The following is a 22,171-nucleotide window of genomic DNA, read 5'->3' as shown; positions in this document are numbered from 1 at the left end:
CAGAATAGAAAAAGCGCCCGGACTGGGCCGGGCGCTTCGGATTGTCTCGCAACAATCAGCGCAAATCGTTCAGCATCGCTTGCGCCTTGTCGCGCAAGGGGCCACTGGCCTTGGAGATCAATTCCTGCAAGACCTCACGGGCGCCCTCGGTGTCACCGATCTGGCGGAACTCATCGGCCAATTCAAGCTGACGCATCAAGGGGTCACCGCCGTCGTCCATCAAATCAAAGGCGTCCGCCAAGGGATCAACCGCCGCCGGCTCGGGCTCAGGCTCGCCGGCTTTCATCAGCTCATCAAACTCGGCGCCAAAATCACCGTCCAGGGCGACCGACTCGGCCACCGGAATCGGCGCTTCAGCAGCGCTGGGCAATTCGGGCAAGGACAGATCAATCGACCCGAGGTCGAAGTCGAGCGCATTGCCGGCATCAGCCGATGCGGGACGATTCGTAGGTTCATCGTCCAATGTGCCGAAGTCGTCCAGATCGAACTCAAGATCATTGCCGGCGGCAGGCGCCGCGGGATCCTGCGCCGCAGCCGCAGCGGGCGGCACTGCTGCTGCGGGTGGCTCCGACAAATCAAAGTCCATGGAGAACGGCGCCTGTTCAACCGTCGTCGTCATCGCCTGAGTGGCCTCCATCGCGAGCGGCGATACCGGAGCTGGCGGTGCAGCTAAGTCCAGGTCCAGATCCAGGTCAAAGCCGCTCATAGGACCAGCTTCAACCGGCGCGCTGCGACCGGCAGGCTCGGTGGCCAAATGGCCGACCGTGTGCGGCATCGTGCTGGCGTCCATAGGCTCGGGATGCACTTCGCGGCCATCACTTTGCTGGCTGGGCACGCCGCCGGGCTGATAGAGCGGGTTCTCTGGGTCAATCTGCCGGCCCAATTCCTGCGCACGCGCCCAGTCTTCGCCGGTCCCCTTGGTTTCCGCATAGAGCTGCACGGCGAGCTGCTCAAAGCCCTTGGTGTCGCGGCGTTTGGCATAGACCTCCAGCAACTTGAGCCGGATCGCCATGCGCTCAGGCGTGGCGCGCAGAGCTTCCTTGAGAATTTCCTCGGCTTGCAAGTCGCGCCCATAGGCCAGGTAAACATCGGCCTCGGCCACCGGATCCACATCGCCAATCGCATCCAACTGGCTGAGCGAATAGTTCATCGAGGAAGCCGCACCGGTGGCGTCACGCGTATCCACGCGCTGGCCGCCGGTGGCACCGAAGAACGAATCGGGCTGCAGACGACTTTCGTGGAATCCTGTGTCGGCCTTGGCCGCAGCCTTGCGACCACGCAAACGGTACCAAGTCAGGCCACCGACAGCCGCCAAGAGAGCCGCACCCAAAGGCAAGGCCAGGGGATTTTCAAGCAAGCCTGGTTCGGTCGCCTCGCTCGGCGCCACGGCTGCACTGGCAGCCGACGCAGCCGAGGCTGCTGCCGGCGGCTTGGCCGGCGCAGAGGCAGCTACGGTTGTCGGCAGGCCGGCCACAGCGGATGCGGCTGCGACGGGCGCCGCCGCAGGGCTTGGCGCCGGGACAGCTATCGGTGCCGGTGCCGGCGCAGCTACCACAGCAGAGGACGCAGGCACAGGTGCGGGTGCGGGTGCAGCCGATGCAACGGCGGCTGGCTTGGCTGCACTGGAGATTTTCTTCAGTTCCTCAACATTGCGCGTCAACTCGGCCATGCGCGCGGCGGCGTCTTTCTTCTCGGCTTCTTTCGAAGCATTGGCCAGCTTGGCATCGGCGGCCGCGCTGGCGGCCTTGCTGAGGGTGAGCTTGTCAGGCGTGGGAGCCGGCGCGGGCTTGCGATCTTCCACCGCAGCCTCTACCTTGCCTTTGGCTTGGCGCTGGCTTTGATCTGTTTGCAAGGTCGGCGCTGCGCTGCTCAAACGCAGGCGGTAGGCGCTGAAATCAGCGCTCTGAGCGCGAATGATCTGCCGGGCATCGGCAGTCGATGTGGCGCCCAAAGTCTCGCTGGACGGCACTTGCAGGACCACGCCGCTGCGCAGGCGGTTCATATTGCTGTCCAGAAACGCGTCTGGATTGTTGCGAAACAATCCGACCAACATCTGGTCAAGCGAGATACCCTCCGGCTGCGTCTTGCCGGCAATACGCGACAAACTATCTCCAGGCTTGACCTTGTATTCAGACGCCGCCGAAGCTGCCGGCGCAGCCGCCGCGGCCGCAGCACGTGCCGCAGACGCTGGCGCCGGGATTGGCGCGGCAACATCACGCGCGGCTCTAGCGGCCGGGCTCGGCGCAGGACTGGGTGAGGGAACGGGAGAGGGGGAGGCAGGAATAGTGACAGGCGCCGCTGGAGGAGCAGCAGGCACGGCTTCGGTTTGTGCCACCGGCGCTGGTGAGATCACCGGCGCAGCCGTCACGACCGGCGCAGCCGCTACAGCCGATCCAGCCGATCCATTGGGCCGCGTCGCTGTCGGGGGATCGAACAGCAAGGTGTACTCACGCACCAAACGACCGTTTGCCCAGGTAAGCTCAAGAATCACATCAACAAAAGGTTCTTGCACCGCGCGATCGCTGCTGACGCGCAGAAAGGTACGGCCGTCTTTTTTGACAACTTGCACCTGCGTACTGGTCAAGACCGAGTTGTACTCGACGCCGGTCGCGCGATAGGACTCAGGCGGCGCGATGCGCACCTTCAAAGAGCCCGCCTCTTCGGCGCTCAGACTGGTGATATCGATTTCCGCCTTCAAGGTTTCACCCAAGGCAGACTGCACCGACAAACGCCCAAGGCCCAAGGCCCAAGCACTACCGCTGGATGCAAGCAGCACGGCTGCAGCTATATGCGACAAGGCGAAACGGGAGAACGCGGAGCGCCGCAAGCCCGTATCCCGAGCACCGCCCTGGGGGAGGCTTGGCGGAGCACTGTCCATGCCGTCCACTGCGCAATAGTTTGTTTTCAAAGCGTTCCCCCAAGCGACAAGGCGGGCACCACCCGGTGTCCGCCTCTTTTGACGATGCTAACTCTCAACTTCACTGCGCTCACGATGCCATCCACATGCGCACTTCCGGTTGGAAATCTTATAAGCGGCAAGCATATACGCTTAGAAGCTCAGGCAAAGCCTGAAAAGCTGGATAGACACCGCTCTGATTCACCCCGTTACAAGCTTGTCGCGTGCTGGCAACGGGGGACGCCGCCTGTCAGCGTGCCAACAAGATCATCAACATGCGGCGCAGCGGTTCGGCCGCGCCCCAGAGCAGCTGATCGCCGATGGTGAAGGCGCCGACATACTCGGGGCCCATGGCCAGCTTGCGCACACGGCCAACGGGAATCGTCATCGTGCCCGACACCGCCACCGGGGTCAGGTCTTGCACCGTCGCTTCGCGCGTATTCGGCACCAGCTTGACCCACTCGTTGTCGGCGGCAATCATCGCCTCGATGTCGGCCACCGGCACATCCTTCTTGAGCTTGAAGGTCAGCGCCTGGCTGTGGCAGCGCATGGCACCGACACGCACGCAGAAACCGTCGACCGGGATAGGCGCCGAGCCGAAGCCCTCGCCCAGACCCATGATCTTGTTGGTCTCGGCCATGCCCTTCCATTCTTCCTTGGACATGCCATTGCCGAGGTCCTTGTCGATCCAAGGGATCAGCGAGCCGCCCAACGGCACGCCAAAGTTGGCGGTCTCGGCGGCGGTCAAGGCGCGCTGCTTGGCAATCAGCTTGCGGTCGATCTCCAGAATGGCGCTCTTGGGGTCATCGAGCAAATCCCGAACCTCGGCATTCAGCGTGCCGTATTGCGTCAGCAACTCGCGCATATGCTGGGCACCGCCGCCCGATGCGGCCTGATAGGTCTGCGTGCTCATCCACTCGACCAAGCCGGCCTTGTAGAGCGCGCCCACGCCCATCAACATGCACGACACCGTGCAATTGCCGCCGATCCAGTTCTTGCCGCCCTTGGCCAAGGCGCTCTCGATAACGGGCAGGTTCACCGGGTCCAAGATGATGACGGCGTCGGACTCCATACGCAGCGTCGAGGCCGCGTCGATCCAGTGGCCGTTCCAGCCGGCCGCGCGAAGCTTGGGGAAAACTTCCGAGGTGTAGTCGCCGCCCTGCGCGGTGATGATGATGTCGCAGCGCTTGAGCTGCTCGATATCAAATGCGTTTTGCAGCTTGGTTTCGTTCTTGGCAAATGCGGGGGCAGCGCCGCCGGCGTTCGAAGTGCTGAAGAACAGCGGCTCAATCAGGTCGAAATCACGCTCTGCCGCCATGCGGTCCATCAGCACCGAGCCGACCATGCCGCGCCAGCCTACCAATCCAACTAGTGATGTCATTTCTTGCGTCCTCTATCTATCTCAACTGTTTTGAGCTTCTTCTCCCCCGGCTTGTGTCGCCGGGGGGATAGGGGCGAGACAAACCGGAGCTGAACTAGCCCTTAATGGTTTTCGTCATGGTGATTGCATTGACAACCGCATCACCCATCTCGCGCGTGCCCACTTTTTGGGTGCCCTCGCTCCAAATGTCTGCCGTACGCAAACCTTGGGACAACACCGATCCAACAGCCGCCTCGATTCGGGCGGCTGCTTCTGGTTGGTTGAGGGAGAACTTGAGCATCATGGCAGCGGAGAGGATTGTAGCCAAAGGATTGGCCACACCCTTACCGGCAATATCGGGCGCGCTGCCGTGGCTGGGCTCGTAAAGCCCCTTGTTGTTCTTGTCCAGCGAGGCAGAAGGCAACATGCCGATCGAGCCGGTCAGCATCGCCGCTGCGTCGGACAAGATATCGCCGAACATATTGCCGGTCACCATCACGTCGAAACGCTTCGGCGCCTTGACCAGCTGCATCGCGGCGTTGTCGACATACATATGGTCGAGCTCCACATCCGGATAGTCGGCATGCACCTCGATCATCACGTCCTTCCAGAACTGGAAGGTCTCCAGGACATTGGCCTTGTCGACCGAGGTCACGCGTTTTCCCCGCTTGCGCGCCGCCTGGAACGCGACATGGGCGATGCGCTCGATCTCGGGGCGCGAATAGCGCATGGTGTCAAAGGCTTCTTCGCTACCGGGGAAATGCCCGTCCACCGCGGTGCGGCGCCCGCGCGGCTGGCCGAAATAGATATCGCCGGTCAACTCGCGGATGATCAGGATGTCCAGACCCGCCACCAACTCCGGCTTCAGGCTGGACGCATGAGTCAACTGCTCATAGCAAATCGCCGGGCGGAAGTTGGCGAACAGACCCAGATGCTTGCGTAGACCCAGAATGGCCTGCTCGGGGCGCAAGGGGCGGTCCAGTTTGTCGTACTTCCAGTCCCCGACGGCGCCGAACAGAATCGCGTCGGCGTCCTTGGCCAGTTGCAGCGTCGAGTCGGGCAGCGGGTGGCCGTGTGCCTCGTAAGCGGCGCCGCCAACCGGGGCGCTCTCCATCTCGAAAGGCAGATCCAGGACATTCAAGACCTTGACCGCCTCGGCGACGATCTCGCTGCCGATGCCATCACCGGGAAGAATTGCAATTTTCATTTGGGGTGATTCCTCAGGCAATCAAACGGTTGTTCAGCCAGGGCTTGTTGGCCATGCGCTCGGCTTCAAAGGCCTTGATCTTGTCGGCGTGACGCAGCGTCAAGGCGATGTCATCAAAGCCTCCAAGCAAGCAAAACTTGCGGAAGCCTTCGATTTCGAAAGGCAACTCGGCGCCGTCGGCCTTGACCACCACCTGACGTTCAAGATCAATGGTCAATTGATAGCCAGGGAAGGCATGCACTTCGTCGAAAAGCTGCGCCACTTGAGCTTCAGGCAATTGGATTGGCAGGATGCCGTTCTTGAAACAGTTGTTGAAGAAGATGTCGGCAAAGCTCGGCGCGATCAAGGCACGAAAGCCGTACTGATCCAGCGCCCAGGGCGCATGCTCACGGCTGGAACCGCAGCCGAAATTGCTGCGCGCCAGCAAAACCGAGGCCCCGGCATAGCGCGGCTGGTTCAGCACGAAATCCGGGTTAGGCCGGCGCGCGCTCGGGTCTTGGCCCGGCTCGCCGGCGTCCAGATAGCGCCATTCGTCGAACAAGTTAGGGCCGAAGCCGCTGCGCTTGATCGACTTCAGGAATTGCTTGGGGATGATCGCGTCGGTGTCGACGTTGTCCCGGTCCATCGGTGCGACCAAACCCTTGTGGAGGGTGAATTTCTGCATAGTGATAACCCCTTCAGGCCTATTTCTTCTTGGCCGTGTCTTCGATCTTCTCGCCGGCCTTTTGCAGGTCGCGGCCGATGCCACCGATGGTGTTGCAGCCGGCTAAAAATGCCAAGCCGAGGAGAAGAACTGCGAGCTTTTTCATGTCAAGACTCCTGCTTATGAAATCAAACGCCGCACATCAACAAAATGGCCCTGCATCGCCGCCGCTGCGGCCATCGCCGGGCTGACCAGATGGGTGCGGCCACCGGCGCCCTGGCGGCCTTCAAAATTGCGATTGCTGGTCGAGGCGCAGCGCTCACCCGGCTCGAGGCGATCGGCATTCATCGCCAGGCACATCGAGCAACCCGGCTCGCGCCACTCGAAGCCGGCCGCCTTGAAGATCACATCCAGCCCTTCGGCTTCAGCCTGCGCCTTGACCAGGCCCGAGCCCGGCACCACCAGCGCCAAGCGCACATTGGCGGCCAACCTGCCCCCGATGCGGCGCACAACGGCAGCAGCCTCGCGCATGTCTTCGATGCGGCTGTTGGTGCACGAACCGATGAAGACCTTGTCGATATGGATGTCGCTGATCGCCTTGTTGGGCTCCAGATTCATGTATTGCAGCGCCCGCTCGATCGCGCCGCGCTTGACGGCGTCTTTTTCCTTGTCGGGATCGGGCACGCGTTCGTCCACACCCAAGACCATCTCGGGCGAGGTGCCCCAAGTGACTTGCGGGCGAATCTGCGCCGCGTCAAGGTCCACCACCAAGTCGAACTTGGCGCCTGCGTCCGAATGCAGGCCGCGCCAGTAGCTAACGGCCTGTTCCCACCCCACCCCGGTCGGCGAGAACGGCCGGCCCTTGCAGTAGTTGATGGTGGTGTCATCCACCGCGATCAAGCCGGCGCGTGCGCCCGCCTCGATCGCCATATTGCAGACCGTCATGCGCCCTTCCATGCTCAAGGCACGGATGGCGGCGCCGCCAAACTCGATCGTGTAGCCGGTGCCGCCTGCTGTGCCGATCTTGCCGATGATGGCCAAGACGATGTCCTTGGCGCCACAACCGCGTGGCAGCACGCCCTCGACCCGCACCAGCAGATTCTTGGCCTTGCGTGCCAGCAGCGTCTGAGTAGCCAACACATGCTCGACCTCGGAGGTGCCGATGCCATGCGCCAAGGCGCCAAACGCACCATGCGTAGACGTGTGGCTGTCGCCGCAAACAACAGTCATGCCGGGCAGCGTGGCGCCCTGCTCCGGGCCGATCACGTGGACGATGCCTTGGCGCTTGTCGTTCATCTTGAACTGCGTCACTTGGTGGCGGTCGCAGTTCTGATCCAGTGTGTCCACTTGCAGCTTGGAGACCGGGTCGGCAATGCCGTCGCTGCGGTCGGTGGTCGGCACATTGTGGTCACTGACCGCCAAGTTCGCAGACAAGCGCCAGACCTTGCGATGGGCCAGATCCAGACCCTCAAAAGCCTGCGGGCTGGTCACCTCATGCAGCAGATGGCGGTCGATATAGAGGGTGGCGGTGCCGTCCTCCTCGGTGTGGACGACATGTTCGTACCAGAGTTTGTCGTAGAGCGTGCGTGCGGTCATGGCTTGTCAATTCCTTTCAGGTTCTCGATTTTCTTGGATTGCGGGCACAGCGCATCAACAAAATGCTGCACCACGGCGGGCAAGCGTTCTTGAGCGGCCACGCCCAAGCAATATTCACGTTCGGCCCAGGGCTCATCCAGCGTCAGCAGGCTGACCTCAAAGACGCGCGAAAAGCGCTCCGCCGGCACGGCCGGCAAGACCGCCACGCCCAGGCCGGCTTCGACCAACTGGGCAATCGCGTCGAAGCCGCGCACGGCCAAGCGCGCATTCAGCGTGCGGCCCAGCAGCAACGCTTGCTCGCGCATCAACTGCTGTGCCGACGCGCCGGCATGCAAGCCGACCAAATCGAAATCCAGCAGGTCTTTGAAACTGACCGAGGCGCGGCCGGCCAAGGCGTGGCGCTTCGGGATCAACACGCCTAGGCGGCTGCTGCGGTAGGGCCAGGTCTGCAGGCGGTTGTCCAGCAAAGGGCTGGTGAACACGCCGACATCGGCGCGCCCTTCGGCTACCGCCGCTTGCACCTCGGCGCTGGTCAAGTCTTCCAGGCTGATACGAATCTGCGAGTGCGCCTGGCTGAACGCCGCCAAATCAGGCGGCAGGCATTCGGCAATCGCGCCGCTGTTGGCGGCAATGCGCAAATGGCCCTTGATGCCGCGCGCAAACTCCACCACTTCGCTCTCCAGCGCATGAAGCGAGGCGTGCAGCGAGCGGATATGGCGCACCAGCGCCCGACAGGCCTCAGTCGGCTCGACGCCGCGTGAGCGCCGCTCGAACAGCTGCACGCCAAGCCTGGCCTCAAGATCCGACACCCGCTTGCTCGCCGCCGCCAACGCCAAGTTCTCCTGCTGTGCACCACGCGTGATCGAGCGCGTTTGCTCGATCGCAAGCACAAGGTTGAGGGAGGTGAGGTCAAGCCGCATGGCGCGACTTTAACCCTTCGCAACCATACTCAATTAACTTGAATTCCCAATTAAGACTTCGCGATTCGCGAAGTCTTAAATCTTGAGCATCAAGCCATCGATGCAAGCTCTAGACCAAAACCTCAAGGCTGGCCGGGTGCCCCAAAAACCCCTCGGGGCTGGCGCTGCGTCCATAGGCACCGGATTGAAACACCACCACCAAATCGCCGATTTCGGCCGCCGGCAAATCCATCCGGTCGGCCAACAGGTCCAAGGGCGTACACAGCGGCCCGACCACCGACACCGACTCGCGGTCCAGGCCGCCGGCCTTGTTGCCTATCGTGACCGGATAGTTTTTACGGATCACTTGGCCGAAATTGCCCGAGGCAGCCAAGTGATGATTTAGGCCGCCATCAGTGACCAGGTAGACCTGGCCGCGAGAAGTTTTTCGGTCGACGATGCGCGTGACGTAAATGCCCGCCTCGCCGACCAGGTAACGCCCCAGTTCGATGACCAGCGAAGCCTCGGGCAACTCGACCGCGGCGCGCGCCACCAAGGCATGCAAATTGTCTGAAATTGACGCGAGATCAAGCGGCAGCTCGCCCGGGAAATAGGGAATTCCGAAGCCGCCGCCTAGATTCAAGAATTTAACCGGCGACGGCGCCAACGCTGCCAAGCGCAGGGCCAACTCATAGGACTTCTGCTGCGCCTCGCAAATCGACTCGGGGCGCAAATTTTGTGAACCCGCAAACAGATGAAAGCCTTCAAAGGCCAGACCCAAGCGCCCGACCTCATCCAGCAACTCGGGCATTTGCTCAGTGTCGATGCCGAACTGCTTGGGGCCACCGCCCATCTTCATGCCCGAGCCCTTCAGCTCGAAGTCCGGGTTGACACGGATCGCCACGCGTGCAGGCAACCCTAAGCGCGCCGAGGCCTCGGCCAACACCGGCAACTCGCGGCTCGACTCGACATTGATCAGCACGCCGGCCGCCACGGCCTGGCGCAACTCGACATCACGTTTGCCAGGGCCAGCAAAACTGATCTCGGCCGGGTCGGCGCCGGCGTCCAGCGCCACCTTCAGCTCTCCCGCTGAGGCCACATCGATGCCGTCGACCAAACCCGCCATCAAACCGACCAGCGCCGGCATTGGGTTGGCTTTCATCGCGAAATGCAGCTTCACTTGCGAGGGCAATGCTTGGCGCAATTGTGAGACACGGGCCCGCAAAAGCTCGCGGTCATAGGCGAAGAACGGGGTTTGACCGATTCGCTCAGCCAGCACGGACAGCTTCTGGCCACCGACCAGGAGTTCACCGCCGGCTTCAACTTGGAACTGAGACATCGGCGCGTGGATCGGTGCACGCTTTACTGCAACTGCTTCAGACATGGCTAGGGGTATCTCTAAAGTATTCAGGCGAGGTGGCGTTCTACCCACGCAGTAGAAAGCAGCTTTCGATCGATTTTGCCGTTGGGGTTGCGCGGCAAGGGCCCAGCCTGCACCTCGATGCCGGCCGGCACCATATAGGCCGGCATATGCTGGCGGCACGCCGCTTGCAACGCAGTCAGGTCCAGCTCGACAGCCCCGCTTGGCGCTGTGGCAATCACCTGGATCGCTTGACCCAAGGTGGGGTGGTCAACACCGAAGGCAACACATTCACCGACCAACTTGCTGGCGTACAGAATTTCTTCAACTTCCGTCGGGCTAACCCGGTAGCCCGAGGTCTTCATCATCTCGTCGCGCCGGCCGATGAAGTACAGAAACCCTTCCGCATCCTGGCGCACCGTGTCGCCGGAGAACACCGCGTATTCTGGCAGCTGCAGCCCGGACTGCCGGCCGGGAGCGCCGGCGGGTAAGAGCTTGTAGCGCTCAGCTGTCTTCTCCGCATCGTTCCAATAGCCCATGCCGACCAGCGCACCCCGGTGCACCAACTCGCCGGGCTCCTCCGCCTCGCAGGGGCTGCCGTCCTCACGCAGCACCAGAATTTCGGCGTTAGGGATGGCCTTGCCGATCGAATCGGGCCGGCGGTCCACCTCGGTAGGCGGCAAATAGGTCGAGCGAAATGCCTCGGTCAAGCCGTACATCAAAAAGGGCTTGGCCGCCGGCACGCGGGTGCGCAGCTGATCCAAGGTTTCACGCGGCATGCGCCCGCCGGTATTCGCGAAGTAGCGCAGGTGCTCATTGATGGCAGTCGGCCATTCCAGTTGAGCGAGTTGGATGTAGAGCGGTGGTACTGCCGTCAAGCCGGTGACCTTCTCGCGCTCCATCGCCTTCAGCACATCGCGTGGCATCAGGTAATTCAAGAGCACCACACGCGCGCCGCTGTGGAAGGCCGTGGTCAACTGGCTGAAGCCGGCGTCAAAAGACAACGGTAATGCGGCCAACAAGGTGTCTGAGGGCTTGTTCTCAAGATAGGAGGCCACACTTTTCGCGCCGGCAACCATATTGCGATGAGACAAGACCACGCCCTTGGGCCGACCGGTCGAACCCGAGGTGTAGAGAATCGCGGCCATATCGGTGTCGATGACGCGGTGGCCGACTCTTGCCGGTGCAGCCAGCAGCTCACTCCAAGTATGCAGACCGTGGCCCTTCCCTGCTGCGGGGTTTTGCGCGCCATCAGTCAACACCACATGGCGCAACGCTGGACAGGTGGACAGGACCTCGCCCAACAAGGCGTAGCGCTCAGGGGAAGTCACCAGCACCCGCACATCGCAGTCTTGCATGATGAAGCCGACCTGTTCCGCTTTCAGCAAGGGGTTCAGTGGCACGAACACCGCCCCTGCAGCCGGGGCGCCAAAACTGGCAATCACCGTCTCGAAGCGTTTCTCCAAATAAATGGCGACGCGCTCGCCGCGCTGAACGCCCAGCGCCATCAAGCCAGCGGCGCAAGCGGCCATTTCCCCGGCCAGTTCGGCATAGGTTTGCCGCTTTTGGCCATAAACCAAAGCTGGCGCCTCGGGATTGCGCTCAGCCGAACGGGACAAAAGCTCATTCAAGCAAATCGATTCGGGCATGCTGCTCTATGTTTGAAGTGGGCACAAATTGTCCAAAAAGTATCGCACACCGACTTATGCCGACGCAGGCCGACCGCAGCGTGAAAACGTGTGAGATATCACCGTGTCGAGATGGCAATACTGCCCTCGCCGCCTTCAGCCCAGCGGCTAAGATGCCGAATCTTTTACATGATGCCTGAATGGCTTGGCTGGCTTTGTTCGCCAAACCTTCGGTCAGCCGCCTGACACCTGGATTTCGAGCAATTTACATGGACACGCAACGACAAGTACTGAGGATTTTGGACGAAGTTCTGAGTTTGGACGGACGCAGTGCTGCTTTTGAACGGGGCACGCACTTGCTCGGTGCCATTCCTGAACTCGACTCGATGGCGGTGGTGAGCCTGATCACCAGCCTTGAAGAGCAACTCGGCATCATCGTCGACGACGATGAGATCGACGGCGAAACATTCTCAACCGTTGGTTCGCTGACCGACTTTGTGGCAGCCAAACTGGCAGATTGAACAAACTTCTTTCCTAGAAATCAACCGACAGAGCTTGCAGTTTTAAAAAGTGACCCCTGCGCCACACGCCTTCTTTCTGCCGGCAAGGCCGCCCTCCTTGGGGCAGCGTTTTTGCATTTTCCACGCCGCATCGGACGGTCCCGTACGAGGCCGAGTGGTTTATATCCATCCATTTGCGGAAGAAATGAACAAATCCCGCCGCATGGCTGCACTGCAGTCACGCGCGCTGGCCACGGCAGGCTTCAGCGTGTTGCAAATCGATTTGTATGGCTGCGGAGACAGTTCGGGTGAATTTGGCGACGCCGGCTGGGATGACTGGGTGACTGATGTGATGCTGGCCGTCGATTGGTTGAGTGAGCGTGATACAGCCCATGCCGAGGCACCTTTATGGCTTTGGGGCTTGCGCGCCGGCTGCCTGATCGCCTGCCAAGCAGCAACCAAGCTCAAGGTGCCCAGTAACTTTTGCTTTTGGCAACCGGCCATCTCCGGCAAATTGATCTTGCAGCAATTCTTGCGCCTCAAATTGGCCGCCGACATGCTCGGGGGCAATAGCAAGGGAATGATGGACGAGATGAAACGGGCTTTGGCACAAGGGCAGGCGCTGGAGATTGCCGGCTACTCGCTGTCAGCAGCTTTGGCTACGGGCCTAGAGAACGCCACACTCAGCCCACCCGGTTTTGTCGCCAGTCCAGCAACCATGGCTGCGGCCAATACCAGCAATATCGCCCGTGTCGAATGGTTTGAACTGAGTCAGCGCGCCGACGCAAAGCTCACGCCTGCCACGGAGCAAGGGCTCAAGAACTGGCAGGCGGCGACTGCCCAAGTGCGCCACAGCTGGGTTCACGGACCCTCTTTTTGGCAAACCCAAGAAATTGAAGAAGCTCCAGAACTGCTTGCAATGACCACCACCGCGCTCCAGCCTTTAAGTGCAGCAGTCAGCATGCCAAGTCCGGCGTCCGGCGCATGAACGCGACTTGCTCGGAAACTGTGCTGAATTTTCACTGCCAGGGTGAAGATTTGCTGGGTATTGTGTCGGCCCCCCGGGCCGGTCTACCGGTCAGCGGGACCGGCGTCATCATTGTGGTGGGCGGGCCGCAGTACCGTGTGGGTAGTCACCGGCAGTTTGTGCAGTTGGCCCGAGCGCTGGCAAGTGCAGGGTTTGCCAACCTGCGCTTTGACTACCGCGGCATGGGCGACAGCGGCGGTGCTGGACAAGATTTTCTCAAGGCCACTGCTGATATCAAGGCGGCAATTGATGCGCTGCTCGACGCCCATCCCAGTCTTCAGCATGTGGTGCTTTGGGGTTTATGTGACGCCGCTTCTGCAGCGCTGCTCTATTGCGACGAGACCCAGGATCAGCGGGTTCGCGGCTTGGTCCTGCTCAACCCCTGGGTTCGCTCCGAAGAGAGCTTGGCCCGCACGCAGATTAAGCACTACTATTTGCAGCGTCTCCAACAAGCGGAATTCTGGCGCAAGCTCTTCAGTGGTCAGGTGGCCCTGTCGGCCCTCGCTAGCCTGAGCGCGAGCATGCGCTTGGCGTCGAGGCGGTCAAGCCATCAGCACAGCTCCCAGCTGAGCTATCAGGACAAAATGGCGCGTGCCTGCGCAGTCGACACCAGGCCGGTGCTCTTGATCCTCAGCGGCAATGATTACACCGCCAAAGAGTTTGTGGAGGTCAGCCAAAATTCAGCGGCTTGGCGAGGTTTTTCTGAGGCGGCTCATATTGAACGCCAAGATATGGAGCACGCCGACCATACTTTTTCAGATTCCGCATCGAAAAATAAGCTTACCCAATTGACTCAGAGTTGGCTTCATACCTTTAACCGACACGCCTAAGCCCTCACCGCCATGTCAAAAATTTTGTCATCGAAACCACTGGGTGCGCTGTTTCTATTGATTTCACTGCTCGGATTGAGCGCAGGTTCGGCCTGCGCTCAATCGAGTGAAAAACTTTGCGGTGATTTGGCCAATGCCTATGGGCCGTTTGATTATCGGCGCTACCACGGAAGTGGAGATATCGTGACCGGCGCGCACTTTACGCCAACGGTTGAATCGCTGAAAAGTGGCAAAACTTCCAACACCGCCGGTGGCGATATTGACTACACCTTGCGCGCGATTCCCAACTATCACAGAGCTTTGATTGCGGTGATCAGATTGGGCGAAAAGGAAAAAACCGATCAACCCCGCGGTATGAGATACACCGTTGAATGCTGGCTCGAACGCGCTGCTCGCTTCCAGCCGGACGATACGGTTGTGCGAATGATTTTCGCGACCTATCTGGTCAAGAAGCAACGCAAAGCCGAGGCACGCCAGCAATTAGACGCCGTCAAGAATTTGGCACAGGACAACGCCCTGACGCATTACAACCTCGGCATGGTGTACGCCGATATGGAGGACTATGAGGAGGCGTTGGATCAGGCGCATCAGGCCATTGAATTGGGCTACGACTCGCCGGGTCTGCGCGACAGGCTCAAGGCGGTCGGCAAATGGCGCGAACCTGTCAAAACTGAAATTGAGGACCTCAGCCCCGTCGTTGAAAATGCTGCGCCTCGCGCCAGTCCGAAATGAGCAGAGGCTCTTCGAAAGCACCGCCGAAAGAGCCGGCTGAACTCGCGGCCACCACGCCCTCAAATCGGGCAGCGCCTGAAGAGATTTCACTTGCCCACCAGATGCCCAAGGGGCCAGTGCTTGGTTGGGATAGCTTCAAGGGCAAGGCCTCAGCGAGCCTAGCCCTTGCAAACCCATTGCCAAGCGTCGAGCATTTGGCTCATAGTGCCTACACCACCAGTGGCCGGGCGGCGATTTTTCAAGCACTGATTCAGCTCAACTTGCCTGCGGGCAGCGAGGTGCTGCTCCCCACCTATCACTGCCCGACCATGGTAGCGCCCGTGCTATTGGCTGGCCATCGGCCGAGCTATTTCGGCATCTGCGCCAATGGCCTACCGAACCTGCAAGGCATCACTCCCGAGCAAATTCAAGCTGCGCGCGCAATGCTGGTGCCGCATTACTTTGGCTTACCGCAATCCTTGGCGCACGTTCGGCATTGGTGCGACCAACATCACATCGCCTTGATAGAGGATTGTGCTCACAGCCTGTTTGGCGTCGCTGGCGAGCGCAATGTTGGTAGCTGGGGCGACTTCGCCACGGCCAGCCTATCCAAATTCTTGCCGGTACCGGAAGCAGGCCTGCTCGCGTCTGCCAGTCGGCCCTTGCAGCCGATGGCGATGACGACACAAGGCGCCGTGGCGCAAGTGAAAGGCGTTATTGACATCTTGGAACTGGCCGCCCATCACCAGCGTTTGGCGGGCCTGAACTCGCTGGGCAGCGCCATGCTTCGAATCAAGAAATTGCTGCGCCCAGTCGGCCCAAAGCAAACGACCAGTGCGCATGGCAAGTCCGATTGTCAAGACTTCATGGCGGCCTGCGATATGGGACGCATCAAGGCACGGCCCTTACGTGTCTCCACTTGGCTCTCGCAGATTTTGCCCCGTCAACAAATCATCACAAGGCGACGCGAGAATTTTGAACTGTATGCAAACTTGCTGGGTGAGCTCAAGGGCGCGCAACCCTTGATGACACATATCGGTGCGCTGGCCAATAGTTGCGCAGCACCATATGTTTACCCTTTGTGGGTCGACGACGCTGAGCGCGTGTATCACGGCCTGCGCTTAGGTGGATATCCGGTTTTCAGATGGGATCGAATTTGGCCGGGGACACCGACCCTCACCGGTGATGTCGGGCCGCTTTGGAGCCACCATGTGCTGCAGTTACTATGTCACCAAGACTTGTGCGCCGAAGACATCAGCAAGACCGCCGCCGAGGTTCAGCGGCTATTAGCCCTATGAGTAGACTGCTGCGCGTTGACGGCAAACCCCCTTATCCAGACCCCATTCCCATGCCCGTTCCCAAGTTCAAATGGACCCGATACCCGGCCACCAAGCTTCACTCCGACCAGGCACTGCAAACCTTGTGGGACGGCCTCAATAGGCGAGGTGGTGATCTGCCGTTTTTGGATGCGTCGGCGGTCTGCGCCGCGCTGAAGAACTTTGGCGACGGCCAAGAGGTGATTCTGGCCGGCTCGCAGCATGATCAAGTCGTGGCGCTGCTGGTCTTGACGCGAACTGGCCCGCTGCAATGGTCAACCTTTCAACCCTCGCAACTGCCCCTCGGAGCCTGGGTCGCCGAATCCGGCCTTGAGCTGCAAGCGCTGACGCAGTCGCTGGTCCATGGCCCGCTGAGCATGTGTTTGGCGCTCTCCATCACGCAAATCGACCCATTGTTGACGCCCCGGCCGACGAGCGAAGGCCCGAGTTCGGCCAGCACCAACTGCGCCCATCGAAGCGATGACTATATTTCCACCGCTTGGGTCAGCTTGGTCGGAACTTTTGACGAGTATTGGGCGGCACGAGGCAAAAATTTGCGCCAAAACCTGCGCAAGCAGCGCAACAAACTTGCCGCCGACGGCGTCACCACACAAATCAAGGCGATCACAGCGTCCGCCGACATGGCGGCCGCCTTGGTGCGCTACGGCGCGCTTGAGAGTGCCGGCTGGAAGGCCGACAAGGGCACAGCCATTCACCCTGACAACGCTCAGGGCAAGTTCTACGTCAAGGTGTTCGAGCATGCTGCATCCCGTGGCGAAGCCTTGATTTACGAATATCTATTCAACGAAAAGACGGTCGCAATGAATTTAGGCCTGCTGCGGGGCGGCCAACTCATTGTGCTGAAAACCGCGTACGACGAATCCTATAAAACTCTCTCGCCTGCATTTTTGTTGCGCGAGGAAGAACTGCAGGCATTTTTCGCGCAAGGCCATGTAAAACGCATTGAATACTACGGCAAGGTCATGGACTGGCATACCAAGCTGACGCCCGAGGCTCGCACGCTTTACCACTTCACCCAATATCGCTGGGCTTGGCTGCAGGGCTGGTTGAGTCGCAGGCAAGCAAAGGCCAAGGCGCGCTCAAGCGCTGCCGAACCGGCCAATCAACAGACGCCGCCCCTCGCCCAAGCCGCAACGACGTCCGAACCGAACTGAAAAGAAAAAAGCACACTGAACCAAACTTGAGCCTGGCAGCCCGCATTTATGTCGAAACGTGTCCTGATGATTGCATTCCACTTTCCGCCTTTGCGCGGCAGCAGTGGTATTCAAAGAACATTGGGTTTTGCACGCCATTTGCATGAATCCGACTGGCAGCCCTTGATATTGACGGCCCATCCGCGCGCTTACCCAAATACCGATCCAAACACGGACTGGGACTTGCCCAAAGATTTGCCCATTCACCGGGCCTGGGCCTGCGATACCGCCAAGCACTTTTCGCTCGCGGGCCGCTACCCACAATGGCTGGCTCTGCCCGACCGCTGGCTCAGCTGGCAACTGGGTGCGGTACTCACCGGCCTCTATATGATCCGGCGCTACCGGCCTACTGCCCTGTGGTCGACCTACCCGATAGCCAGTGCCCACCAAATAGGCGCCACCTTGCAAAAGCTCAGCGGTTTGCCCTGGATTGCTGACTTTCGCGACCCCATGGCACACGAAGGATATCCCGCGGACCGCCGGACCTGGGACAGCTTCCGTCGGGTGGAATCTAAGGTATTCAGCCGCGCGTCAAGCATGGTCTTCACCACGCAGGGAGCCAGCCGCTTTTACGCCCAACGCTACCCGAATCGCAGCCAGGATTTGCACGTCATTGCCAACGGTTTTGACGAGCGAGCCTTTGCTGCAGCGCCACCGGCAGCCAGAGATTGGGGCGCTCGCTGGCTGCTTTTGCACAGCGGCGTCGTCTATCCCGAGTGGCGCGATCCCGGGCCGTTGTTCGCCGCAATAAAGCGCCTGCGCGACCAGAATTTCCCGGACATTGATCGCCTGCTCCTGCGTTTTCGGGCCAGCGAACACGACAGCTTTGTTCATCAACGCGCCCAAGAACATGGCCTGTTGAATCAGGTGGAGCTGCTGCCAGCGCTTGCCTATCGAGACGCGCTGGCAGAAATGCAGTCGGCAGACGCGCTCCTGGCACTTCAGTCGGTGGATTGCGGCGACCAAATTCCCGCCAAAGCTTACGAATATCTGCGATGCCGTCGACCCGTACTTGCACTGGCGGACGCGGGCAGTGAAACAGCGCGCCTTTTTCAGCAAACCCCACTCGCTCACAGCGCCGCCCTGGAATCAGTACCTGAAATTGAGGCAGCGCTGTGCCGGCTGATCGAAGCACTGCGCAAGCAAGACAAGGCCACAACGCCGCTAGACGCTGACTGGCTGTTCAGCAATAGCAGGCAAGGCCAGACTAGGGCACTGGCAAGCCTGTTGGATCAAAGCACCAGCCAGCATCTTGAGCACATAGCGCGCCATGTCGCCAGAGGGATGCAGTGAAAAGAAACCAACTTCGCCTCGCAACGAGAATTTCAATCCAGCTCAGATGGCTAGGTTTCAGCGTGCTCGAGCGCTTGAGTTCAGCTCCAGAGACGCGCTCACAAAGCCTTGCAAACAGCGAGCCTATGGCCGCGCTTTGGGTATTTGTCTCCACGATTGGTGAGCTCAACGCTATTGCGCCCTTTCTGCGGCAATTGATCGAACAGCATCCGCAACTCCAGTTGATATTGCTGACCGATAGAAATATTTACCGAGCGGCCTATCTCGCGCAATATCCCACAGCCCAGGTGATTGAAATTGGCGCGAGCAGCAAGCAAGCACGAGAGCTTTCGCAGCAATATCCGCCAGAACTATTCATCATTGCGGAAATCCCCTGTTTGCCGTCGGACGCACCTTGCAGATTACCTTTCGCCTACTTGCTACAGGCGAAACGAGCTGGTGCCGTCATTGCGCTGATCAATGGCTGGATATATGGCTACGAGGCAAGTTGCCGAATTGATCTGGTAGAAAGAACTCTATTGGGCCGCAGCTATCTTCAGCTGATCGATGTGCTGTGCGTACAAACCGCGGCAGTGGCCAAGATTTTGACGCAAGCCGGCGCAAATCCAGTCAATGTCCATATCACTGGCAATATCAAGTTTGATGCCTTGGCGGGTGTCGTCCGCCCCTGGGGGGCTACCCGAAGCCCACATATTCTTCAATCCATTGAACTGTCCGGCCGGCCTGTTTTAGTGGCGGGTTGTGTGACGGAGAGTAGTGAACTGGAGCTGGTACTTGACGCTTTTGTGTCCCTGCTGGGCCATAACCCGCAATCGCTGTTAATCCTCGCACCCCGCCACCCAGAGAACAACGACGCCATGCAATCATTGTTCAGCGCCGCGCAAAGCAGGAAGTTGAACTATCGCAGCAGGCATGTCGACGGTGATCAAGCTGTTCCGGACTCAATCCAACTGCTGATCCTGGATACCATGGGAGAATTACATGATTTTTATGGACGAGCACAAATAGCCCATGTCGGGCGTGACCACAATGTGTTAGAACCAATCTCGTTGGGAAAACCAGTAACAGTTCGGCCAAATTGGAATGACAGCTACCCGAGCTTTCCTGTATTTAGCCTGACCCAGGCTGCAGCACTGCTGAATGTCGCGGATGATGCAGCGACACTCTGCACGCATTGGCTGGCGTCGATTGAACGCGGCCCGGCGTCCTCGCAAAATATCAGCAAGACCATCAGCCACTTAACCGGCGCATCGATACTCTGTCAGCAATTTGTCGCCCAGGCAATTAGCGGAAGTCGAGCACGATGAAAGTGCTTCACCTTTCGCATACACCCTTGGTAGGCGCCCCCGGACAAATTTGCCAAGCAATTCAGCAGCACGGCATTGATGCGCGTTGGGTGGTTCTCAAGCCGGACAATTACAGCGGTCTCAGTTTTTCACTTGATTGGCGCTGGGAGAACAACTTAGAAGAAGTCTTAAGTTTTGCGAAATCTGCAGATATTTTGCATTTGCACAATTATATAGACCTAGATTGTAAAGATTTTCCGGGTTTGAATTTCCGGGAGCTTTGGAACAGCGGCAAGCCGATGGTGCGGCATTTTCATTCAAACCCAAAATTGATCGCCAATTATATGGGCCAAACTGAACAAGCCTTGGCCACCTGTCCCCTGCCTAAGCTGGTGGTCGCGCAGTATCAGGAGCGCTATTTTCCCACTGCACGTGTTGTTCCAAATTTAGTCTCAGCGGCCTTGCCGGCAAGATCTCGCATCGGTTTACCACTTCGCGTTGGCTACGCCCCCAGCAATTTCAGGTCCGCACGCAGCAGCCGCTGGGATACCAAAGGTTATCCCGAAACAGTTCGGGTGCTGAACCGTACAATCAGTCAACTTCGCAAACGCGGAACAGCGGTCGAATTGGATCTGATCACGCAGGTGCCGCACGCTCAATGTATAGAGCGTAAATCGAACTGCGATCTATTTATTGATGACTTAGTTACCGGCAGTTACCACCTTAATACGCTGGAATCATTGGCCCAGGGCTGTGCTACGCTCTGCCATATTGACGACAGGACCAAAACAACCCTGGGCGAATTGCTTGGACGCGATGATTTTCCGGCTCTCGACGTCCGGCTTGAACACCTTTCAAGCATTTTGGATTACTTTGCACTTCAGCCGGATCTGGCGCGCGCAATTGGCACCCAGTCAAAGCAGTGGATGGATCAGTATTGGTCACCAGCGCAAATGGCCACACATTTCATAACAGCCTATCAGGCTGTTATTGAGCAGCCCAGCAAGGCCTTCAGCCATCGCTTCGATGAGAGTCCAGTTGCAAGCTATCGGACGCAGACTCATCACGATCAGGTCTGGCAGGCTCGACATGCCAGTTGGCCGGAATTGCCCCCACAGTGGTGGACGAATAGCAAGTACGCCATAGGTCAGTTACTTCGAAAATATAAGTAAAAAATAAAAATATAATAAATCTGACGCGAAGCACTCAACCAAAATACACCGCTTCGGCAGCAATTCAAAGAAAATCAAACGACATTACCATGACCAACAAAACCCGCGTCATCGCCATGTATTTACCACAATACCATCCCATTCCAGAGAATGATGGCATGTGGGGAAAAGGATTCACAGAGTGGAATAACGTCGTGAAGGCGAAGCCGCTCTTTCCCGGCCACTATCAGCCAAAATTACCCGCTGATCTTGGTTACTATGATTTGCGTCTACCGGAAACAAGAGAGGCGCAAGCTGAGTTGGCCCGAGAGTTTGGCATCGAAGGTTTTTGTTATTACCATTACTGGTTCGCCGGAAGCCGCCTACTCGAACGCCCGTTCACCGAAGTCTTGGCGACCGGAAAGCCCGATTTCCCATTTTGTCTGTGCTGGGCAAATGAGTCCTGGAGTGGTGTTTGGGTCGGTAGGCCCGATCAAATCATCATGGAACAGACGTACCCTGGACCCGAGGAACACGCGAATCATTTCCGTGCCCTCTTGCCTGCTTTTCAAGACAAGCGCTATATACGCATCGATGGCAAGCCAGTTTTCCTGGTCTACCGTCCCATGAAAATACCAGAATTAAGCGCCTTTGTTTTACAGTGGCAAACATTGGCCAAAGAAGCCGGACTTCCCGGCATCTATTTTATCGGCGTCAATCACCGAAATATTCTTTGGGAGCCCATCCAGCACGGCTTCGACGCCAGCGTCGCTCACCGCCTCCCCGACACCCGGCCATGGGTTTCCCTGCGCGAGCCCATGCGGTGGATGCGGCACAAGATGCAGAAATTATTGGGTAGACCAACCATTTACCCTTATGCCGAAGTTCTTAGCAAACCCGTTTTTGATGAGCCCAAAGCCGGGCAGAGCTACCCCACCGTCTATCCCAACTGGGATACAAGCGCCAGGCATGGCAGCAAAGGCTTGGTGATGCATAACGCCAGCCCCGAGGTATTTGGCAAGCAACTTCGAGCAGCTCAAGCAATGGTTGCTGAGCGGTCAGCGGATCATCGCCTTATTTTCTTGAAGTCTTGGAATGAATGGGCCGAAGGGAATTATGTTGAGCCTGACAAAATCACCGGCACTCAATTTCTTGAAGAGATACGCAAAGCAGTAAAATAGCGAAACATGTGTTAAACAAAAATACAAATTTAATAATTCACGGCAACACCAATTGAATACCAAATAAAGCTAT

At 58.9% G+C, this 22,171-nt stretch carries 19 protein-coding genes; 10 read left to right on the top strand and 9 right to left on the bottom strand.

The window, feature by feature from the left end:
• Nucleotides 1-55: 55 nt before the first annotated feature.
• The 9 genes from LNV09_RS15305 to LNV09_RS15265 form a co-directional block, all read right to left on the bottom strand.
• Nucleotides 56-2,776, bottom strand: a complete 2,721-nt coding sequence (locus LNV09_RS15305; RefSeq protein WP_263557938.1) for a FimV/HubP family polar landmark protein — start codon at nucleotides 2,774-2,776, stop codon at nucleotides 56-58.
• 370 nt (nucleotides 2,777-3,146) lie between these two features.
• Nucleotides 3,147-4,277 carry an aspartate-semialdehyde dehydrogenase gene (asd, locus tag LNV09_RS15300; protein WP_263557937.1) on the bottom strand — a complete coding sequence of 377 codons (1,131 nt, stop codon included), beginning with the start codon at nucleotides 4,275-4,277 and terminating at the stop codon, nucleotides 3,147-3,149.
• A 94-nt stretch (nucleotides 4,278-4,371) separates the two neighbouring features.
• Complete coding sequence (gene leuB / locus LNV09_RS15295) at nucleotides 4,372-5,463, bottom strand: 3-isopropylmalate dehydrogenase (protein ID WP_263557936.1); 1,092 nt, start codon at nucleotides 5,461-5,463, stop codon at nucleotides 4,372-4,374.
• 13 nt (nucleotides 5,464-5,476) lie between these two features.
• Nucleotides 5,477-6,127, bottom strand: a complete 651-nt coding sequence (gene leuD, locus LNV09_RS15290) for a 3-isopropylmalate dehydratase small subunit (RefSeq protein ID WP_263557935.1) — start codon at nucleotides 6,125-6,127, stop codon at nucleotides 5,477-5,479.
• A gap of 19 nt (nucleotides 6,128-6,146) precedes the next feature.
• Nucleotides 6,147-6,272, bottom strand: coding sequence for an entericidin A/B family lipoprotein (locus LNV09_RS15285; RefSeq protein WP_263557934.1), 126 nt, complete (start codon nucleotides 6,270-6,272; stop codon nucleotides 6,147-6,149).
• A 14-nt stretch (nucleotides 6,273-6,286) separates the two neighbouring features.
• The gene (gene leuC, locus LNV09_RS15280) at nucleotides 6,287-7,702 is read right to left on the bottom strand and encodes a 3-isopropylmalate dehydratase large subunit (RefSeq protein WP_263557933.1); all 1,416 of its coding nucleotides are present in this window, start codon (nucleotides 7,700-7,702) and stop codon (nucleotides 6,287-6,289) included.
• Nucleotides 7,699-8,622, bottom strand: coding sequence for a LysR family transcriptional regulator (locus LNV09_RS15275; RefSeq protein ID WP_263557932.1), 924 nt, complete (start codon nucleotides 8,620-8,622; stop codon nucleotides 7,699-7,701). Before LNV09_RS15275 ends, leuC begins: the two co-directional genes overlap by 4 nt.
• Nucleotides 8,623-8,731: 109 nt before the next feature.
• On the bottom strand, nucleotides 8,732-9,985 hold the full coding sequence (locus tag LNV09_RS15270; protein WP_263557931.1) for a pyridoxal-dependent decarboxylase, exosortase A system-associated: 1,254 nt from the start codon (nucleotides 9,983-9,985) through the stop codon (nucleotides 8,732-8,734).
• A 23-nt stretch (nucleotides 9,986-10,008) separates the two neighbouring features.
• Nucleotides 10,009-11,610 (bottom strand): acyl-CoA ligase (AMP-forming), exosortase A system-associated, encoded by a 1,602-nt coding sequence (locus LNV09_RS15265; protein WP_263557930.1) that lies wholly within the window; start codon nucleotides 11,608-11,610, stop codon nucleotides 10,009-10,011.
• A gap of 179 nt (nucleotides 11,611-11,789) precedes the next feature.
• Here LNV09_RS15265 and LNV09_RS15260 point away from each other — a divergent pair, with 179 nt between their 5' ends.
• From LNV09_RS15260 to LNV09_RS15215, 10 genes are all read left to right on the top strand, one after another.
• Nucleotides 11,790-12,110 (top strand): acyl carrier protein, encoded by a 321-nt coding sequence (locus tag LNV09_RS15260; protein ID WP_318023299.1) that lies wholly within the window; start codon nucleotides 11,790-11,792, stop codon nucleotides 12,108-12,110.
• 49 nt (nucleotides 12,111-12,159) lie between these two features.
• Entirely contained in the window at nucleotides 12,160-13,077 is a 918-nt protein-coding gene (locus tag LNV09_RS15255) for a hydrolase 2, exosortase A system-associated (RefSeq protein WP_263557929.1), read from the top strand.
• Nucleotides 13,074-13,946, top strand: coding sequence for a hydrolase 1, exosortase A system-associated (locus LNV09_RS15250; RefSeq protein WP_263557928.1), 873 nt, complete (start codon nucleotides 13,074-13,076; stop codon nucleotides 13,944-13,946). The genes LNV09_RS15255 and LNV09_RS15250 overlap by 4 nt, the downstream gene beginning before the upstream one ends.
• 12 nt (nucleotides 13,947-13,958) lie before the next feature.
• Nucleotides 13,959-14,678, top strand: coding sequence for an ABC transporter permease (locus LNV09_RS15245; protein WP_263557927.1), 720 nt, complete (start codon nucleotides 13,959-13,961; stop codon nucleotides 14,676-14,678).
• A 194-nt stretch (nucleotides 14,679-14,872) separates the two neighbouring features.
• Nucleotides 14,873-15,955: a DegT/DnrJ/EryC1/StrS family aminotransferase gene (locus LNV09_RS15240; RefSeq protein ID WP_263557926.1), complete on the top strand. Its 1,083-nt coding sequence runs from the start codon at nucleotides 14,873-14,875 to the stop codon at nucleotides 15,953-15,955.
• On the top strand, nucleotides 15,952-17,148 hold the full coding sequence (locus LNV09_RS15235; protein WP_263557925.1) for a GNAT family N-acetyltransferase: 1,197 nt from the start codon (nucleotides 15,952-15,954) through the stop codon (nucleotides 17,146-17,148). Before LNV09_RS15240 ends, LNV09_RS15235 begins: the two co-directional genes overlap by 4 nt.
• A gap of 48 nt (nucleotides 17,149-17,196) precedes the next feature.
• Nucleotides 17,197-18,480, top strand: a complete 1,284-nt coding sequence (locus LNV09_RS15230) for a glycosyltransferase (protein WP_411969294.1) — start codon at nucleotides 17,197-17,199, stop codon at nucleotides 18,478-18,480.
• A 62-nt stretch (nucleotides 18,481-18,542) separates the two neighbouring features.
• On the top strand, nucleotides 18,543-19,787 hold the full coding sequence (locus LNV09_RS15225) for a 3-deoxy-D-manno-octulosonic acid transferase (protein ID WP_263557923.1): 1,245 nt from the start codon (nucleotides 18,543-18,545) through the stop codon (nucleotides 19,785-19,787).
• Nucleotides 19,784-20,938 (top strand): glycosyltransferase family protein, encoded by a 1,155-nt coding sequence (locus tag LNV09_RS15220; RefSeq protein ID WP_263557922.1) that lies wholly within the window; start codon nucleotides 19,784-19,786, stop codon nucleotides 20,936-20,938. Before LNV09_RS15225 ends, LNV09_RS15220 begins: the two co-directional genes overlap by 4 nt.
• 89 nt (nucleotides 20,939-21,027) lie before the next feature.
• Nucleotides 21,028-22,098: a glycosyltransferase WbsX family protein gene (locus LNV09_RS15215; RefSeq protein ID WP_263557921.1), complete on the top strand. Its 1,071-nt coding sequence runs from the start codon at nucleotides 21,028-21,030 to the stop codon at nucleotides 22,096-22,098.
• Nucleotides 22,099-22,171 lie beyond the last annotated feature (73 nt).

This window comes from Paucibacter sp. B2R-40 (genome assembly GCF_025717555.1).
Lineage (GTDB): Bacteria > Pseudomonadota > Gammaproteobacteria > Burkholderiales > Burkholderiaceae_C > Paucibacter_A.
This window is presented reverse-complemented; position numbering and strand designations above follow the sequence as displayed.

Excerpts from the sequence above, each read along its gene's own strand:
- leuC (WP_263557933.1), bottom strand. The coding sequence starts at position 7,702 with ATGACCGCACGCACGCTCTACGACAAACTCTGGTACGAACATGTCGTC.
- LNV09_RS15285 (WP_263557934.1), bottom strand. The coding sequence starts at position 6,272 with ATGAAAAAGCTCGCAGTTCTTCTCCTCGGCTTGGCATTTTTAGCCGGC.
- leuD (WP_263557935.1), bottom strand. The coding sequence starts at position 6,127 with ATGCAGAAATTCACCCTCCACAAGGGTTTGGTCGCACCGATGGACCGG.
- LNV09_RS15235 (WP_263557925.1), top strand. The coding sequence starts at position 15,952 with ATGAGTAGACTGCTGCGCGTTGACGGCAAACCCCCTTATCCAGACCCC.
- LNV09_RS15270 (WP_263557931.1), bottom strand. The coding sequence starts at position 9,985 with ATGTCTGAAGCAGTTGCAGTAAAGCGTGCACCGATCCACGCGCCGATG.
- LNV09_RS15245 (WP_263557927.1), top strand. The coding sequence starts at position 13,959 with ATGTCAAAAATTTTGTCATCGAAACCACTGGGTGCGCTGTTTCTATTG.
- LNV09_RS15275 (WP_263557932.1), bottom strand. The coding sequence starts at position 8,622 with ATGCGGCTTGACCTCACCTCCCTCAACCTTGTGCTTGCGATCGAGCAA.
- LNV09_RS15230 (WP_411969294.1), top strand. The coding sequence starts at position 17,197 with ATGTCGAAACGTGTCCTGATGATTGCATTCCACTTTCCGCCTTTGCGC.
- LNV09_RS15215 (WP_263557921.1), top strand. The coding sequence starts at position 21,028 with ATGACCAACAAAACCCGCGTCATCGCCATGTATTTACCACAATACCAT.
- asd (WP_263557937.1), bottom strand. The coding sequence starts at position 4,277 with ATGACATCACTAGTTGGATTGGTAGGCTGGCGCGGCATGGTCGGCTCG.
- LNV09_RS15265 (WP_263557930.1), bottom strand. The coding sequence starts at position 11,610 with ATGCCCGAATCGATTTGCTTGAATGAGCTTTTGTCCCGTTCGGCTGAG.
- LNV09_RS15220 (WP_263557922.1), top strand. The coding sequence starts at position 19,784 with ATGAAAGTGCTTCACCTTTCGCATACACCCTTGGTAGGCGCCCCCGGA.
- leuB (WP_263557936.1), bottom strand. The coding sequence starts at position 5,463 with ATGAAAATTGCAATTCTTCCCGGTGATGGCATCGGCAGCGAGATCGTC.
- LNV09_RS15250 (WP_263557928.1), top strand. The coding sequence starts at position 13,074 with ATGAACGCGACTTGCTCGGAAACTGTGCTGAATTTTCACTGCCAGGGT.
- LNV09_RS15260 (WP_318023299.1), top strand. The coding sequence starts at position 11,790 with ATGGCTTGGCTGGCTTTGTTCGCCAAACCTTCGGTCAGCCGCCTGACA.